Below are 18650 nucleotides of genomic sequence, written 5' to 3'. Positions count from 1 at the left end.
TTGCATGTCTGGAGGCATTGGAACGAAAAATGCCGACTCGTGACTTCTTCACATGGATGCAGTGTCATGTTCACCGCCGTAATCGTGGACGATCACCCCATGATCAATGGGGCGGTTCGCGCCTTGCTCGAAAGGTCAGGCGAGTTCCAGGTCCTGGCTGAATGTATCAATGGCACCATCGGACTATCGGTAACGCGCGAACTGCATCCGGACCTGCTAATCATTGATCTGGATATTCCGCAGCTGGGTGGTGTCGAAGTCATTCATCGGCTACGTCAGACCGCCGAGCCTATCGCTATTTTGATGATCTCCGCAGCCGACGAAGTCGTTGCCGGTGTGCGTGCGTTTCGCGCAGGAGCAGATGGCTTCGTGCATAAGAGTTCTGCTATGGACGATATCGTCACGGCGGCGCAGCTCGTGGTGCGTGGCAAGATCTATTTTGGCCGTGAGGTCATTGTTGCCGCTTCCAGCGTGGTCGCGACGGAACAGGACAGTCCGCTCGGCTCCCTGGGCAAGCGTGAGTTCGAAGTGTTCCGCTGTCTGGCGCTCGGCATGACCAATATCGATATCGCGCACCATATGTTGATTAGCAACAAAACCGTCAGTGCACACAAGCGCAATGTGATGGACAAGCTTGGCCTGGCCAATATCCGTGACCTGATCGAGCTGGCCCGCAACAACCGGATTATTAGCTGACGCAAGTGGTGCGGAATTCAGCGCCGCCAGCCGATCCGCTGCAATCCGGAAACGACCACCGCGCCGACTACAATCACCATCACGCTATCGACCGGCGGCCACCACCAACCCGTCCATCGCAAGAGCCCGATGCTCATAGCGAAACTGACGCAGAGTGATATCAAGGCGACCGGCCACACCCGGCGCAAGCCGGGCAAGCCATAGAGCAGCATCGGTAGAACGAGCAATGCGGCACCAAGCAGAAACTGGCTGGTAAAATTCAACGGCGTCAGGATGCTGGCGTTCTTGATGGATTCCAGCAAATTGGCCTGATATTCCACACCGGGCATACGCTCGCCACCACCGGAAGCGGATGTGTCGAGCAAATCGCCAAGGCCAGCGGCGGTAGCGCCGATCAGCACCCAGCGGCCCTTGAGTCGCGCCGCTGGCACCTGGCCTTCCAGCACATCGATATAGGAAACCTGCTCGAAGCTGCCCACAGGCCCGGCAAAGTGCAGCATGACGTAGTCGTCGCGCATCCACTCATAAGGCGATTCGGCTCCCGGGTCGGGCCGGTGCAGGCTGGGCAGCGCCGGTTCCATGGTCTTCTGCCCGATCTCGTAGACGGCGAGCGCCAGCGCAGACCATTGCGGATGTCCCAGCCCCGCCTTGAGGTAAGCGCCACGGATGACGCCATCATCATCCTTTGCCGCATCGACGTGGCCGAAGCCGGCTGCCGCGCTGGCGATCTCCGGTGTCGGCAGCATCTCTTCCAATGTGCCGCCCAATTCGGTGGCTTCGGCGAACACCGGCATGATTACGTGCCCATTACGGCGTATCGCCTGCGCCAGTGTGTGGTCATTCTCGGGGTGGTTGACGTCGGGATCTGCCATGGTGATATCGACGCCGACACCGCGGACGTCGGCGGCGGTCAGGCGATCAAGCAATTGCGCGTGCACCGTTCTTGGCCAGGGCCAGTTGCCCAACTTGGAAAGGCTCTTGGGATCGATCGCCACGATCGTCACAGCGTCACTGGTCTGGTAAGGCCAGTAACGCATGTGCAGATCATAGAAAGCATTGTCCAGCCGCGCCGCCATGCCACTGGCGAGCACCAGGGTGAGCAACGCCACTCCGATCATCCACGCCAGGGCGCGCCCGAGTATTCGTAACGGGTCAAGATGCATCATCGGTGGTCGCGCTGCCTGGGTGACCGATTCCTTTCGTCAGCGCAGCCACGGCCACCCATGGTTTCAGAGCACCAGCCAGAGCAGCGCCGCGCCGCCACCGGCGGCTGCCCAGCGACAGGCGACGCAGGAGATGCGGGTTTTCTGCACCGAACTCCACGGGCCGGCATAGCCGTCAGGTTCGATGGTCTGCACGCGCACGTACCATTTGCCCGAGGACAGCTTCTTGAGATCGAGCTCCGGCTTATCGACGGTGGCATCCACCTCCGGCTTGGCGAACGCAGGATCGCGCGCGAGCTGCACGTGATACTTCTGGCCAGGCACGCCCTCGGGCCAGCTCAAGACCAGATCACCATGCGAACGCTTCGGTTCGCCGGGCGTCGGTGAGGGCGGCTCAGCTACCAGATCGAACGGCAGTGCATGGGTGTAAGGGCCTACCTTGCCGGTCTTGTCGCGGCTGGCGACACGCCAGTAGTAGCGGCCAAGGGGCAGGGCGTGTGGAGCCCGCACGTCGCTGCCGGTGATCTGCGCCTGTTCGGACAGCAACTGCTGGAACGCCGGATCGCTGGATAGCTGCCAAGTATAGGACGCCGCCTGCTCGCTTTCGGTCCATCGGAATGACGGACGTGTATCGCGCACCTTGGTATCCGGCTGTGGCGATACGATTAAAGGTGGTTGCGGCTGGCCATTGATGGTCACTGTCGGGCAAGTAGCGTCCAGGCCTTCGAGATCACCCGCGCCAATACCGCGTACACGCACCGCATAGGTGCCATCGCTGAGTTCCGGCAGCGTCAGCTTGGTGTCATCGACCACGCGATCGAGCAACAGCGCCTCGAACTTCGCATTGGGTGCCAACTGCACACGGTAGTGCTGCGCGCCAGCCAGTGCCTGCCATTGGAAGTCATAAGGAGACTGGTTGACCGGGTCCTTCGGGCACTGCACTGCCGGCGCCGCCAGCAGCGATTGTGGCTGCCCCGGCGAGGCGCCATCGGCCGTCGCTACGCCCGAACCGGTCTTTACCAGTACATGCTTTTTGTCGTTGCCGACATCGACCTTGCCGGACGTGACTTCAGTTCGCGCAGCGCCGGCCTGCGAGTCGGCGACCACGCGGAAGTGCGTACCGCGCACGCTGGAAATGGTGCCCGGCGTCGACACGCTGAAGCGCGCGGCGCTGCCGCTCAAAGGGATGACGTCACTATTTAGCCGGCCACGTTGCAGGCGCACGCGCGTATCGACCATGCCTGTGTTGCCGTAAGCGGTGAGTCGGTCGAACGCCAGCTCGCTATTGCTCTGCACCAGGATGCGCGAACCATCTGCGAATTCCAGAGTGAGGCTCGCATCGTCCTCCGTCACTAACCGCGTGCCGTAACCAAACGTCATGCCCTGGGTGATCGGCACTGGTTGGGCGGCGTCGGGCAGCGTCGCCGAGGCCTTGCCGATAACGGCAACGACCTTGGCCTTCGCCGGTTCCAGGCGCAGCCACGCAACCGGGATGTGCAAGGTCATGCCCGGCGGCAGGTTCAACGGATCCGTGACTTTGTTGTAGTCCTGCAGCTTCTGCCAGGGAATGCCCGGCTTCATGTAGTGGCCGGCCAAATCCCAGATGGTGTCCTTGGGGCGTACCCGGTAGCTCCAGTCGGCAGACGGCGCGGCAAACGCCGGTGCGACGACCACGATAAGCAACGCAGCAAACCATTGACGGCCGAAGAAGAGCCGTCTCCATACCCTGTGTGTCATGGGAAAACCTCGACGATCCTAGTGCGCCCCCTGACGCTTATCCGCGCGATCCTTCCAGCCCCCGTTTCATCCGGATCCGATGGCCTTAGTGCGGACTACAGACAATTCCTATTGTCGCGGAGCCACAAGGAAATAGCTAATTCACCGGCTTATCAGCCGGTTGGCCGTTCAGGTTCGAGAGGAGGAGTTCTACGTCCTGGGCGAAACCGGGCAGATGGGGCAGGGTTTCCCGAGCCTGCCCGCTATGTAGGGCTTCCAGCAGCCGCCGTCCCTGGTCCAGCAGGGCGCCGTTGCTAAACAGCTGGAGGGCGCCGAGCAGGCGGTGCAGGCTCAGGGCCGCCGCCGCCGTATCGCCGCTTTCCACACAATGGCGGAGTTCGAGCAGGTCGTCATGGCTGGCGCTGGAAAAGGCCTGCAGCATCTTGTCGTACAGGCCCGGTGCCTCATCGCCGCCGACCAGGCCGGTCAACAGGCCGAGGTCTTGCAGCCCCGATGGCGGCGGGCTTGCGGAAGCCGGCTGTTCGGGCAGCCACTGGCTGATCTTCTGGCTGAGCGGCAGCAGCTGCAGTGGCTTGCTTAGTACGTCATCCATGCCAGCGTTGCGTACACGCACGGCTTCGCCAGCCAGCGCGTTGGCGGTCATCGCGATGATTGGCAGTCGCCGCGGGTTGCGGTTTTCCGCTTCGTGCTTGCGCCAGGCGGTGGCCAGTTCGTAACCGCTCATCAGCGGCATATTGCAGTCGGTGAGCAGCATGGCGTAATCGCTGCCGCTGAGGGCTTCGAAAGCATCGCGCCCATTGTCGACCACATCGCAGCTCAAGCCCAGAATCGCCAGTTGACGAAGGATCAGCTTCTGACTGACCGGGTGGTCTTCGGCCACCAGGACATGCCCGCGATGGGTGGGCAGATCCGCCAACGATGAAGGCAACGGATCGGCGTCTGTTACCGTCATTTCGGATGAGGGATGCGAACCGGGCGTCTCGGCGACATCGTCGCGCAGCTCCAGCGCATTGAGGCAAGCCCGCACCAGCGATTGCCACTTCAGAGGATTGGCACTGAGAAACAGCCGGTCCTGGCGCAGCTCGATGCCAGTGGACAGCAGGGGCTCGTCCGTCACGGCAACCACATGGGCACTGATCCGCGTTTCGCTGTCCGTATCCGCAGGTTCGACAAACAAGAGGCTCGCGGCCATGCCTTCACGCAAAGGCACGGTGCTGTCCGCCAACTCCACCGTCATGCTTAGTGATTTGAGATGTTCGCTCAGGGCAGTGCCGGTATCGGTCGAACCCAGCCGAACCACCGCGTGTCGGCCACGCAACCCAGGAGGTGCCGCGGCTTCCCGCCGTTCGACCGGAAGACGCACTTCGAAACCCACGGTAGTTCCACGCCCGGGTTCGCTGCTCAGTTCTACCGAGCCCTCCATGAGCTGCACCAAGTGACGGCAAATGGCCAACCCTAATCCGGTGCCGCCATAACGCCGGCTGGTCGACGCCTCGGCCTGGGTGAATGGGTTGAACAGAGTGGCCTGCTTTTCGCGAGGGATACCGATGCCGGTGTCACTCACACTCACGCGCAGATGCTGCTGCGCACCGTCGTCAGCCAGCACCACCACACGCACGGCAATGCTGCCGCGTTCGGTGAACTTGGTGGCATTGCTCAATAGATTCAGCAGAATTTGGCGCAAACGCACACTGTCGCCAAGCAGGCTGCCGGCAACCGTGGCATCGATAGCCACATGCACGCCCAGGCCCTTCGCCTGCGCGCGCGATGCCATCACGCTGACCACATTGTCGACCAGCACGCGCGGATCGAACGGCGTTTCGTCCAGCCGCAGATCGCCCGCCTCGAGCTTGGAGAAATCCAGGATGTCGTTGAGTATCTGCAACAACACGCTCGCCGAATCTTCGACAGCGCGCAACAACTCTCGCTGCTCCGCGTTGACCGGCGTACGGCCGAGCAATTCGAGCATGCCGATCACGCCATTCATCGGTGTGCGTATTTCATGGCTCATGGTCGCCAGGAAATCCGCCTTCGCCTTCGAGGCTCGTTCGGCAACGTCGCGTGCGATGCGCAGCGCTTCATTGCGCGCATTGAGTTCGGTGGTGTCGATGAAATAGCCGATCAGGCGCAGGCTGCCATCGGGTAGGGCTTGTGGCGTCAGCGTGCCGTGAATCCAGCGCAGTCCTTCGCGGCCGAAGGCGCGGAAATCCAGCGAGCGGGGTTTCAGGTCGGTGGTGACGGGAGAAATCAGGCGGCCGAAGGCAGCAACATCGTCGGGATGGATGCGGCCCTGCAAGGGGCGCTCCTGCAGTACATCCCCCGTGTCCAATAGATCCGTCAACTCCAGTCCGAACAAGGCGCGTATGTCACCCGCGGCAAAGGTGACATGGCGGATGCCATGCGTGTCCTTCAGGATGGAAAAGACCGCCACCGGAACGCGCTGCACGATCTCGCGCAAGCCGCGTTCGGTGACTCTGGCCGCCTGTTCGGCATCGCGAAATGCAGTGATATCGAACAGGAAACTGATCGAGCCCGTCCGTTCACCGGAGACCGCAAGCAGCGGCTGGTTCCACAGCATGCCCTGTCGAGGCATGCCGTCATCGTCGGTGTAATCGATCTCATAAGGCTGGGGCTCGCCATCATGCGCAACGGTGAGTTCGTTCGACTTGACCGCCGCGAGCATGGCTTCGGCAGCGGCCGGATGCTGGCGCCCGTAGATATTCGTATCGAGCACGTCGCCATCGGGGCCATGCATCAACACCAGCGCCGGCAACGCATCCATCGCGCTCTTTGACCAAGTGCGCTGCGCGAGCAGCTCCGCCTGAAGCCGCTTGGTCTTGCTGGCCTGCGCCTGCAGCAGCCAGGCGAGTCCTAGCGCTGCCACCGCCACCAGAATCAGCAGGGCGGCCAGCATCAAGGTGGTCGCGGAAACGGGAATCGCCTGGTTGTCGACCCAGGCCATGCCAAGCAAGGGACTCAGGGCAGCCGGCCGTAAAGACGAAGGGTGCAGCGTGGTCGGCATATCGCTCCCTGGCGATGCTGTGCTGGCAGGGCTTCTGTGCAGGCCTTGTGAGCCGCTGGCCGGCTCAGGCGCAGAGCCGCCGCAGTCAATGCCTTGTTACTCGTTCATGTTACTGTTGCCGCCGCTCCGGTACAAACCAGCCCCAGGCACGAATATCGTCGCGCCTGGGTAGGCTTGGGCGGTATGCAACGGAAGTTATGAGGTGGTGCAGTGCGGATCATTATTTCCGACGATCATCCTGTCGTCCTGATGGGCTTGAAGGCCTCTTTGCAGAGTTACGGTGACCGGTTCCGTGTGGTTGGCGAGGCGCGCAACGGCAAGGAGCTGATCCAGTTGTTGGCGCAGGAATCCTGCGATCTGCTCATCACGGATTTCTCCATGCCTGGGGACCCGCCCGCGGAAGACGGGCTGGCTATGCTCAGCCGTCTGCGGGAAAGCTATCCGCAGCTACCCATCCTTGTGCTCACCATGCTCAGCAATCCCGCCCTGGTGCAGGGCATGCTCGCGACCGGTGTGCGCGGGGTAGTCGACAAGATGTCGATGACCAAGGAATTGATGCTCGCCATCGATGTGATTCGCGCGGGCCGTACCTACCTTAGCGAGCGCACCCGCAAGCAGATCGAAAGCGTGTCGATAGCCGGCGAGGAAGTTAGCACCCTGTCGCCGCGCGAGGCTGAAGTCGTGCGTTTTCTCGCCCAGGGCCTGACCGTTTCCGAGATCGCTCGCCGCACCGAACGCAGCGTGAAAACCGTGAGCCAGCAGAAGCGCGATGCCATGCGCAAACTTGGGCTGGACGGTGACAAACAATTGTTCGAATACGCGCGTTCCAGCGGCTTGCTCTAGCCGCGTATCCAAAGATCTGACCATGGAACGGGGCCTTTTGGCCCCGTTCTGCTATCTGGCGCCCACTTCCCGGGGCGCCCCAATGGCGCTCGTTCGGCTATCACGCATATGAATCAATAAATATGCCTTGGGTCACATTTTTCGACTCATAGGACTTTTCTGATTCAAAGCGTGCTCCCCGTCACCGAAATTACGCACACCAAGCGTGACGGACATCACATTCGCTCCCCAGAGATGAGCGACCAAGCCCGCCACACGACGGTTTCCCGCATACCAAGGATGTGTATGTGTCGGCGAATAACGCTGGCGGCAGTTGAGCCCTGGCCCCCTGGGGCTTGGCTGCCGGGATCTGCTTCGAGTTGAGGGGGTGGCAGGGGGCGCCAATGGGATGTTTCGCATCCGGTCGCTAGGGCACATGCCTGGCGAATATCGATCCGAATCCATGGCACGCCCTCGTTTTGCGAGTAGGGCGTGCGTGCTCGTTTTCAGCACCAAGCCCAGGCGTATCCCTTTGGCAGTGTGAGAAACGGCGATGAACAGAATCTTCAGCAAGGTGTGGAATCGGTCGTTGGGCCAGGTCGTGGTGGCTTCCGAGCTGGCCAAACTAAACAGCGGCACCACGACGGGCAGCACGGCACCCCATGGATGGAAGCTCGGCACGCTAGCGGTGACCCTGGCCACTGCAGTGCAGTTTTGGCCTTCGGCCGCATTTGCTAATACCTATACCTCTGGTCAGAGCTGCACCACTGGCAGCAGCGGCGTAGTCGGAAGAACCAACCCGGGCGGAACTTCGGCCCAGGCGACGGACGGTAGCGGCACCTACTCCAACGTGGCTGGTTGCAATGCGGCTGGCAACGGTTACACAGGAGTGACGGTCTACGGTTCGTTCGCTCAGGCCAATGGCAATGGCGCTTCGGCTTTCGGCATCCTCAGTTCTGCGTCCACTTGGGGCACAGGTATCGGTATCGAGGCGGCAGCTTCCGGCACAGGCAGCACAGCGCTCGGCTTCGGTAGCAATGCCACCGCACTCAATACGGTAGCTATCGGCGGTGCCGGTGGCGATGGCACAACGCCACTCTCCGTGGCCAACTCCACCACCGCATCCGGTTCGGGTGCGATCGCTATTGGCAGTAACGCCACCAAGGGCGCACAGGCAACAGCCACAGATGCGATCGCTATTGGTGGTCAATCGTCCGTGTCGTCAGCCGGTACTTCCGGCATCGCGCTCGGCCGCGGCTCGACCGTTAGTGCAGCCTATGGCATCGCGCAGGGGGATGGCGCCACCTCGACCAACCAGGGGGACATCGCTATAGGTCGTCAGGCTTTGGCGAATACGCCTGCTGGTGGCTTGGTCCCGAGCATTGCCATTGGCGTTAGTGCAAAGGCAACAGGTGGAGCCGGCGACGTCGCGCTTGGTGCCTCTGCACAGGTCACTTCCACCACCGCCAATAAGAACGGTGGCGTGGCGATTGGCAATAATTCGCGGTCGATCGTCACTGGCGCCTCAGGTGCATCGCCAACCGCCATTGGCAACAACGCAAGCGCGATCGGTGCCGGTTCACAGACCGCCATTGGTGATTTCGCGAATGCCACAGGCACCGACGCGATCTCTATCGGCGGTCACGCGGGGGCATCAGGTTCGAGTGCAACCGGCAACCAGTCCACGGCGATTGGCCAGTCGGCCAATGCGGTCGGCCAATCGGCGGTGGCCATCGGCAACGGAGTTAATGCCTACAACACCGGTTCGCTGGCGCTCGGGGGTACCGCTCTGGCGGGCGTGTCCGGCTCCGGCACCGTAGCCAACGATACGGCGATCGGCAATCAGACCTCGGCAACGGGTGGCCAGTCGCAAGCGATTGGTTATAACTCCAAGGCGTCTGCCGCGAACGCGACGGCGATCGGCTCCTCAGCCACAGCCTCAGCGGCAGGCGCCACGGCGATTGGCGGTAACGCTACCGCTGGCGCCAGTGCGCAGGCTTCAGACGCGATCGCCATCGGCGGCCAGACCTCGGTTGCCTCTGCCGCGACATCGGGCGTGGCTTTTGGCCGCGGCGCCTCCGTTACGGCCGCTTTCGGCCTTGCCGCTGGCGACGCCGCCAGCGCCGCCGGCAGTGCCATCGCTATCGGCAAGAGCGCCAAGGCCACCGGTTCGCAGAGCATCAGCATCGGCACCGGTAACACGGTCAGTGGCAACAACTCGGGCGCCATAGGCGATCCCACCGTCATCACCGGCACGGGCTCCTACTCGCTGGGCAATAACAACACCATCAACGCCAACAATGCGTTCGTGGTGGGCAGCAACGTCACCGTCGCCACCGGTCTGGATGGCGCCGTCGTGCTGGGCAACAGCTCCACTGTGGCTGCATCGAACCCGACAGCCAGCACCACGATCAACGGCACGACCTACAACTTCGCTGGTGCCACACCGGCTGCTGGTGGCGTAGTGAGTGTCGGCGCCTCCGGCACGGAGCGGCAGATCACCAATGTGGCTGCGGGCCGCATCAGCGGCACCAGCACGGATGCGATCAATGGCAGCCAGCTGTATGGGACGAACCAGGCCGTTACCAGCCTCGGTACAACGGTGACCAACCTGGGTAATTCCGCCGCGAGCACCCTCGGCGGAAGCGCGGCCTACAACACCAGCACCGGCACGATCAGCGGCTTCAGTCAGCCGATCAACGGTGTCAGCACCACCGGTGCCGTGGGCAGTCCGACCACGCAGACCACGGTGGCCGGTGCTTTGAGCGCGCTCAATAACAACACCGCCAACCTCGCCAATATCGCGGTGAAATATGACGCTCCGAACGGCAACACCGTTACCTTGGGCGCGACGGGTGGTACCGGCGCTACCGGTACGGTGAAGATCACTAACCTGACTCCGGCAACGCTGAGCGCGAGCAGCACCGACGCAGTGAATGGTTCGCAGCTGTACGCAACCAATCAACAGGTCACGACGAACACCACCAACATCGCCAACAACACCACGTCGATCAACAACATCAACAACGGTACGGCCGGTCTGGTGCAGCAAGTCGGTGGCATCAGTCCCAGCAACACCAACCCGATCACGGTGGGTGCGGCCACCGGCGGCACGACGGTGAATTTTTCCAACGCCAGCGGCGGTACGCGCACGCTGACCAGCGTGTCGGCCGGTGCGCTTAACGCCACTAGTACCGATGCAGTGAATGGTTCGCAGTTGTATGCCACCAACCAGCAGGTGGCCGGCAATACCACCTCGATCACCAACCTGGGCAATCAGGTCAATAACATCTACGCGACTGGCACCAAGTACTTCCACGCCAATTCCACTGGCACGGATAGCACGGCGACCGGCGCGAACAGCGTAGCCATCGGTCAGAGCGCCGTAGCGAACAACGCCAACGACGTGGCGTTGGGTGCGAACAGCACGACGGCAGCTCCGCACGCGGGTACCACGGCGGTGTACGGCGGTACCGCGGCAGGCATCGCCAGTGCGGCCAATGGTGTGGTCTCGGTGGGTACCATGGGTACGGAACGCCAGATCCAGAACCTGGCAGCAGGCGTGATCTCCGCCAGCAGCACCGACGCGATCAACGGCTCGCAGTTGAATTCCGTAGTAACCGGTGTCAACAGCCTGGGCAGCTCCACCGCGAGCGCGCTGGGTGGCGGCGCCAGCTACAGCGCCAGCACTGGCGCGATCAGCGGCTTCAACCAGCCGATCAATGGGGTCAGCACAACGGGCGCGGTGGGCAGTCCTGCCACGCAGACCACGGTGGCCGGTGCTCTGAGCGCCCTGAACAACAATGTCGCCAACACGGCCAACATCGCGGTGAAATACGACGCTGCCGGCGGCAACACCATTACGTTGGGTGCCACGGGTGGCGCGGGCGCGCCGGCGAGCGGTGTGACCATCACCAATCTGACAGCAGGCGTAAACCCAACCGATGCGGTGAATGTCAGCCAGCTGACCACGTCGACTACGGCAGCGGCGAACAAATGGATCATCGGTAATCCCAGCACCTATACGGCACCAGTCGCCACCGGTGTGAACAGCACGGCGGTGGGTTCGGGCGCGGTGGCCGGCAAAGCCGGCGACGTGGCCTTGGGTACTGGCACAACCAGCAACGGCGCGGACGCGACCACCAACTACACCACAGCAAATGCTGTGGTGAACGGTAAGACCTTCGCTGTGAATCAGGCGTCGGCCATTGGCGCAGTGGCGGTGGGTAAGCGCCAGATCACTCAGATGGCCGACGGTGAAGTCAGCGCTACCAGCACTGACGCGGTAAACGGCAGCCAGCTCTACAACGTCGGCAATACGCTGAGCGGTCAGGTCACCAGTCTTGGCACCAGCACGGCAAGCAATTTGGGCGGTGGTTCGACCTACAACGCAGCAACGGGCACCGTCTCCGCACCGAGCTACAGCATCAATAACATCAGCACGACGGGTGCGAACACCGGCGCTACCCCACAGAACAATGCGGGTGCAGCGCTGACAGCACTGAATACTGACGTGACCAATACTGCTGCGATCGCCGTGAAGTACGACGCGGCTGGTGGCAATACCATCACGCTGGGGGCGACCGGTGGCAGTGGCGCAGCGGGTACGGTGAAGATCACCAATCTCACGCCGGCCACCTTGAATGCGACCAGCACCGACGCGGTGAACGGCTCGCAGCTGTACGCGACCAACCAACAGGTGAGCACCAACACCACTAACATCGCCAACAACACCACGTCGATCAACAACATCAACAACGGTACGGCCGGTCTAGTGCAGCAGGTGGGCGGCATCAGTCCGAGCAACACCAATCCGATCACGGTGGGCGCGGCTACTGGCGGCACCACGGTGAACTTCGCCAATGCCGGTGGTGCCACCCGCACACTGACCAGCGTATCGGCCGGCGCACTCAATGCGACCAGCACCGACGCGGTGAACGGTTCGCAGTTGTATGCGACCAATCAGCAGGTGGCGGGCAATACCACGTCGATCACCAACCTGGGTAACCAGGTCAACAACATCTACGCGACTGGCACCAAGTACTTCCACGCCAACTCCACCGGCACGGACAGCACGGCAACCGGCGCCAACAGCGTAGCCATCGGTCAGAGTGCCGTGGCGAACAATGCGAATGACGTGGCGCTGGGCGCCAACAGCACCACGTCAGCACCGCATACAGGCACGACGGCGGCCTTCGGCGGCACGGCGGCGGGTATCGCCAATGCGGCCAACGGTGTGGTTTCAGTCGGCGCGGCTGGCGCGGAACGCCAGATCCAGAACGTGGCGGCAGGTGTGATCTCGTCGGCCAGCACGGATGCGATCAATGGTTCGCAGCTGTACGCAACCAACCAGCAGGTGAGCACCAATACCACCAACATCGCCAACAACACCACGTCGATCACCAATCTCGGCACTCAAGTCACCAGCAATACCAATAACATCACGGCGCTGCAGCAAGATGCCTTGCAGTGGAATTCGTCGCTGGGCGCCTATGACGCCAGCCACGGTAGCGGCTCGGCTCAGAAGATCACCAACGTCGCTGCGGGCACGCTGTCATCGACCAGCACGGACGCGGTGAACGGTTCGCAGCTCAACGCGACCAACCAGCAGGTGGCGGGCAATACGACCTCGATCACCAACCTGGGCAATCAGGTCAACAACATCTACGCCACGGGCACCAAGTACTTCCACGCCAATTCGACCGGCACCGATTCGAGCGCCGTTGGCACCGATAGCGTGGCGATCGGCACCAGCGCCAGCTCCGGTGGTACCAACAGTGTGGCCATGGGCAATGGCGCCAAGACCACTTTCGCCAACGACGTCGCTCTGGGTGCCGGTTCGGCCGATACCCGCGGTGCGCAAAGCAACTACACGGCTTATGGCTTGACCGCACCGCAGACCTCGGCGGGCGAAGTCAACGTCGGCAATCGCCAGATCACCGGCGTGGCAGCGGGCAGTGCGGCGAGCGATGCAGTCAATGTCAGCCAGCTGCAAGCGGTGGTGGGCGCCGCGACGGGCAATGCCGTGCAGTACGACAGCAGCGCCAAGACCAGCGTGACGCTGGGTGGAGTGGGTTCGACCACGCCGGTAACGGTGACCAACCTGGCGCCGGGCAACTTGTCTTCGACCAGCACGGATGCGGTGAATGGTTCACAGCTATACGCCACCAACCAACAAGTCACGACGAACACCAACAACATCGCCAACAACACCACGTCGATTACTAACCTGGGTAGTCAGGTCAACAACATCTACGCCACCGGCACCAAGTACTTCCATGCCAATTCGACCGGCACGGACAGCACGGCGACTGGTGCGAACAGCGTAGCGATCGGCCAGAGTGCCGTGGCGAACAACGCCAACGATGTGGCTCTGGGCGCGAACTCGACCACGGCCGCCGCTGTAGGCACGGCCGGCACCACCATCAACGGCACCAGCTACAGCTTCGCGGGCACCAACCCCGGCAGCACGGTGAGCGTGGGTGCGGTGGGTAGCGAGCGCACCGTCACCAACGTTGCCGCCGGTCGTCTGAGTGGCACCAGTACTGATGCGGTGAACGGTTCGCAGCTGTATGCGACCAATCAGGCGGTGGACAGCCTCGGTACGCAGATCGGCACGCTGTCCGGTAACGCGGTGCAGTACGACAACACCGGCAAGACCAGTGTGACGCTGGGCGGCGCGGGCTCCACCACGCCGGTTAATCTGACCAACGTGGCGGCAGGCAACCTCACCTCGACCAGCACGGATGCAGTCAACGGCTCGCAGTTGTACGCGACCAATCAGCAGGTGAGCCAGAACACCACCAACATCGCCAACAACACTACGTCGATCACCAATCTGGGCAACCAGGTCAACAACATCTACGCCACAGGCACCAAGTATTTCCACGCCAACTCGACGGCGGCGGATAGCCAGCCCGTCGGCGCGGAGTCGGTGGCTGTCGGTCCGCAGTCAGTCGCCAATGGCGGGTCGTCCATCGCCATGGGCAACACCGCGACGGCCAACGACACCAATAGCGTGGCCCTGGGCGTGTTCACGAAAGCCACGGGAACCAGCAGCGTCGCTATCGGCGATTCGTCCAAGACGAATGGCGCGAACGGCGTGGCACTCGGTGCCAATACACAGGCTAATGCGGTGAGCAGCGCGGCGGTCGGCGACAAGGCCGCGGCGAGCGGCATCAACTCGGCGGCGATCGGCGCCAACACTCAGGCCACAGCCACCAGCTCCTTTGCAGCGGGTGACAGTGCGCAAGCCACAGCAGCCAATGCGACCGGCATCGGCGCCAATACCAAGGCATTGGGCGTGAGCAGCTTCGCGGGTGGCGACGGCGCCACAGCAAACGGCGCGAATGGCATCGCCATCGGTGCCAGTGCGACCACCGCAGCGGTGGATGACGCGATCGCCATCGGCAAGAAAACGCTCGCAGGCGGAGCCAACTCCATCGCCATCGGCGGCAACATCAACACCGGCGCGCAGGCCACGGGCGCCAACGCGATTGCGCTTGGTGCGACCAGCACGGCCTCGCAGACAGGTGCGATCGCCCTGGGCCAAGGTGCCACTGCTGGCGCGAGCGCCGGTGATGTGGCGCTGGGTGCGGGTTCGGCCACGGCGGCTGCCGTGGGCACCAGCGGCACCACGATCAACGGCACCAGCTACAGCTTCGCGGGCACCAGCCCGACCAGCACGGTCAGCGTAGGTACAGTGGGCGGTGAGCGCACCGTCACCAACGTCGCCGCCGGTCGTCTGAGCGGCACCAGCACCGATGCGGTGAATGGTTCGCAGCTGTACGCCACCAACCAGGCAGTGGACAGCCTCGGTACGCAGATCGGCACGCTGTCCGGTAACGCGGTGCAGTACGACAACACTGGCAAGACCAGCGTGACGCTGGGCGGTGCGGGCTCCACCACGCCGGTCAATCTGACCAACGTGGCGGCAGGCAACCTCACCTCGACCAGCACGGATGCCGTCAACGGCTCGCAGCTGTATGCCACCAACCAGCAGGTGTCCAACAACACCACGTCGATCACCAATCTCGGTAATCAGGTCACCAGCAACACCACCAACATCACAGCGCTGCAGCAGGACGCCTTGCAGTGGAACTCGTCGCTGAATGCCTATGACGCTAGCCACGGCAGCGGCTCGCCGCAGTCGATCACCAACGTCGCACCCGCCACGCTCAGCGCAACCAGCACCAATGCGGTGAACGGCTCGCAGCTGTACACCACCAACCAGCAGGTGAGCAGCAACACCACCAACATCGCCAACAACACCACGTCGATCAATAATCTGGGCAGCCAGGTCAACAACATCTACGCGACGGGTACGAAGTACTTCCACGCCAACTCGACCGGCACGGATTCCAGCGCCGTCGGTACGGACAGCGTGGCCATCGGCCAGGGTGCGGTAGCGAACAATGCCAACGATGTGGCGCTGGGTGCCAATAGCACGACCTCTGCGACCACCGCAGTAAGTGGCGCAACTATCAATGGCACCAGCTACACCTTTGCCGGCGCCACACCGACAGCAGCGCTGAGCGTAGGCGGCAGGCAGATCCAGAATGTCGCGGCGGGGCAGTTGAGCAGGACCAGCACCGATGCCGTCAATGGTTCGCAGCTGTATGCGACCAATCAGGCGGTGGATAGCCTCGGCACGCAGATCGGCACACTGTCCGGTAACGCGGTGCAGTACGACAACGCCGGCAAGACCAGCGTGACGCTGGGCGGCGCGGGTTCCACCACGCCGGTCACCCTGACCAATGTCGCGCCGGGGAATCTGTCATCCACCAGCACCGATGCGGTGAACGGTTCGCAGCTGTACACGACCAATCAGCAGGTGGCCGGCAACACCACGGCGATCACCAATCTGGGTAACCAGGTCAACAACATCTACGCCACCGGCACCAAGTACTTCCATGCCAATTCGACGGGCACGGATTCCAGCGCCGTCGGCACGGATAGCGTGGCCATCGGCCAGGGTGCGGTAGCGAACAATGCCGATGATGTGGCGCTGGGTGCGAACTCGGTGACGGCTTCGGCATCGACCGGCCCGTACACGATCAACGGCGGCACGGTTGCCGGTGCTTCGGCCAGCTCGGTGGTGTCAGTGGGCGCCGCCGGCAAGGAGCGCCAGATCACCAACGTAGCGGCCGGCACGGTTACCTCGTCTTCAACCGACGCGGTGAACGGCTCGCAGCTCTACGCGGTGGGCAATGCGCTGAACAACCTCGGCAGTTCGACCGCGACCTCGCTGGGCGGCGGCAGCAGCTATGACCCGACCACCGGCACGGTGACGACCAGCCTCAACTACGGCGGCAACACCTACAACTCCGTACAGAACGTGTTGAACCAGATCAGCGGTTCGATCAACGGCGGCGGCATCAAGTATTTCCATGCCAACTCCACATTGGCCGACAGCAATGCAGCCGGCACCGACAGCATCGCTGTGGGTCCTGCCGCGAACGCCTACGGCAACGGCTCGATCGCGCAGGGTGCGAGCGCGGTCGCTGGCGTCAGCGGCAGTCCGACGACGGCCAACGACATCGCGCTCGGTAACGGTGCGCAGGCGACGGGCGGTAACTCCATCGCGCAGGGTACCGGTGCGGTCGCCAGCTCGGCGGGCGCGGTAGCTATCGGCCAATCAGCCACGGCTACCGGCGGCAAGGCAGTGTCGATCGGTGTTGGCAATACCGCGTCGGGCGACGGCGCGGTGGCCATTGGCGATCCGAACACCGCCACCGGTACCGGTGCGGTGGCGATGGGCGCCAACAATACGGCTACCGGACAAGGTGCGGTGGCTTTGGGTAACCAGAGCACGGCCAACGGCCAGGGTGCGGTCGCGCTCGGCAATACCTCGACCGCGAACGGTGCGGGTGCGGTGGCAATGGGCGATACCGCCAGCGCGGCGGCACAGAATGCTGTGGCGCTGGGTTCGGGGGCGAAGGCCTCCAACGCAGGTGATGTGGCGCTCGGTGCGGGTTCCACGACGTCGGCGGCGGTCGCGACCACCAGTACTACGATCAATGGCACGCAGTATCAGTTCGCGGGTGCAGCGCCGACCAGCACGGTCAGCGTGGGTAGCGCCGGCAGCGAGCGTACGGTCACCAACGTAGCGGCGGGTCGGGTGAGCAGCACCAGCACCGATGCGGTGAATGGTTCGCAGCTCAATGCGACTAATCAGGCGGTGAACAACATCGGCTCGCAGGTCAATACGCTGAGCAGCAACGCCGTGCAGTACGACAACAGCGGCAAGGGCAGCGTGACACTGGGCGGCACCACCTCGACCGACGGCGGTGTGACTGGTGGCACCACCATTAGCAACGTGCATCAGGGTGCCGTCTCGGCGACCAGCACGGATGTGGTGAACGGTTCGCAGCTGTACACCACTAATCAGCAGGTGAGCCAGAACACCACCAACGTCACCAATCTGCAGAACGGCAAAGACGGCTATTTCCAGGTCAACGACACGTCGGCCAAGGGCAAGCCGCAGGCATCCGGCACGGATGCCACGGCAGGCGGTGCGGGGGCGGTGGCTTCCGGCAGCACCAGCACGGCGGTCGGTTCCGGCGCGCAGGCGACAGCCAGCAACAGCGTGGCCGTGGGCAGCGGCTCGGTGGCCGATCGTGCCAACAGTGTGTCGGTGGGTGCGGCCGGTAGCGAGCGGCAGGTCACCAATGTGGCGGCCGGCACAGCGGCCACCGATGCGGTGAACGTGAGCCAGCTCAAGGCCGCGCAGTCCGGTGTGGTGAAGTACGACACCACGGTCAACGGCAGCGCCGACTACAACAGTGTCACGTTGAATTCGGGTGGCTCGGCCACGGTAGTCCACAACGTGGCTGCGGGCACCGCCACCACGGACGCGGCGAACGTGGGGCAGTTGAACGAGGCGCTCAACCAGGCCAAGGACTGGTCCAAGAGCTACACCGATCAGCGCTTCCAGACGGTCGATAAGAACATCAACGAGATCGGCAATCGCGCCAATGCGGGCACCGCGTCGGCGATGGCCATGGCGGCACTGCCGCAGGCCTACCAGCCGAACCAGAACTCGGCGGGTGTCGCGGTGGGCAGCTTCCATGGCGAGAGCGGCGTCGCCGTCGGCGTATCGACCATCTCCGAGAGCGGTCGCTACATCTTCAAGCTCAACGCAAGCACCAACACACGCGGCGACGCTGGTGTGGGCGTGGGCGCGGCCATGGTCTGGTAAGGCAGGAGAG

General features: G+C 63.0%; 6 protein-coding genes. 3 read left to right on the top strand and 3 right to left on the bottom strand.

What is annotated here, in order from left to right; all coding sequences use genetic code 11:
- The first annotated feature begins 66 nt into the window (after positions 1–66).
- Positions 67–696 carry a response regulator transcription factor gene (locus tag BM338_RS07280; protein ID WP_090450237.1) on the top strand — a complete coding sequence of 210 codons (630 nt, stop codon included), beginning with the start codon at positions 67–69 and terminating at the stop codon, positions 694–696.
- Between the two features lie 17 nt (positions 697–713).
- Here BM338_RS07280 and BM338_RS07275 read toward each other — a convergent pair whose 3' ends face one another.
- From BM338_RS07275 to BM338_RS07265, 3 genes are all read right to left on the bottom strand, one after another.
- Positions 714–1862, bottom strand: a complete 1149-nt coding sequence (locus BM338_RS07275) for a CHASE2 domain-containing protein (RefSeq protein WP_255367228.1) — start codon at positions 1860–1862, stop codon at positions 714–716.
- A 63-nt stretch (positions 1863–1925) separates the two neighbouring features.
- Positions 1926–3596, bottom strand: coding sequence for a FecR family protein (locus BM338_RS07270; protein ID WP_090450235.1), 1671 nt, complete (start codon positions 3594–3596; stop codon positions 1926–1928).
- A gap of 136 nt (positions 3597–3732) precedes the next feature.
- Positions 3733–6618: a hybrid sensor histidine kinase/response regulator gene (locus BM338_RS07265; RefSeq protein ID WP_090450234.1), complete on the bottom strand. Its 2886-nt coding sequence runs from the start codon at positions 6616–6618 to the stop codon at positions 3733–3735.
- A gap of 210 nt (positions 6619–6828) precedes the next feature.
- On the opposite strand from BM338_RS07265, the gene BM338_RS07260 reads away from it, so the two are divergent.
- Complete coding sequence (locus BM338_RS07260; protein WP_090450233.1) at positions 6829–7461, top strand: response regulator; 633 nt, start codon at positions 6829–6831, stop codon at positions 7459–7461.
- Between the two features lie 532 nt (positions 7462–7993).
- Positions 7994–18640 carry an ESPR-type extended signal peptide-containing protein gene (locus BM338_RS07255; protein ID WP_090450232.1) on the top strand — a complete coding sequence of 3549 codons (10647 nt, stop codon included), beginning with the start codon at positions 7994–7996 and terminating at the stop codon, positions 18638–18640.
- The last annotated feature ends 10 nt before the right edge of the window (positions 18641–18650 follow it).

Source organism: Dyella sp. OK004, assembly GCF_900114495.1.
In the GTDB taxonomy this organism is placed as follows: domain Bacteria; phylum Pseudomonadota; class Gammaproteobacteria; order Xanthomonadales; family Rhodanobacteraceae; genus Dyella_D.
Note: the sequence above shows the minus strand (reverse complement) of the source record. Positions and strands in the feature narration are given on the sequence as shown.

Coding starts and splice junctions, on each gene's coding strand:
- BM338_RS07280 (WP_090450237.1), top strand. CDS start 67: ATGTTCACCGCCGTAATCGTGGACGATCACCCCATGATCAATGGGGCG.
- BM338_RS07275 (WP_255367228.1), bottom strand. CDS start 1,862: ATGATGCATCTTGACCCGTTACGAATACTCGGGCGCGCCCTGGCGTGG.
- BM338_RS07270 (WP_090450235.1), bottom strand. CDS start 3,596: ATGACACACAGGGTATGGAGACGGCTCTTCTTCGGCCGTCAATGGTTT.
- BM338_RS07265 (WP_090450234.1), bottom strand. CDS start 6,618: ATGCCGACCACGCTGCACCCTTCGTCTTTACGGCCGGCTGCCCTGAGT.
- BM338_RS07255 (WP_090450232.1), top strand. CDS start 7,994: ATGAACAGAATCTTCAGCAAGGTGTGGAATCGGTCGTTGGGCCAGGTC.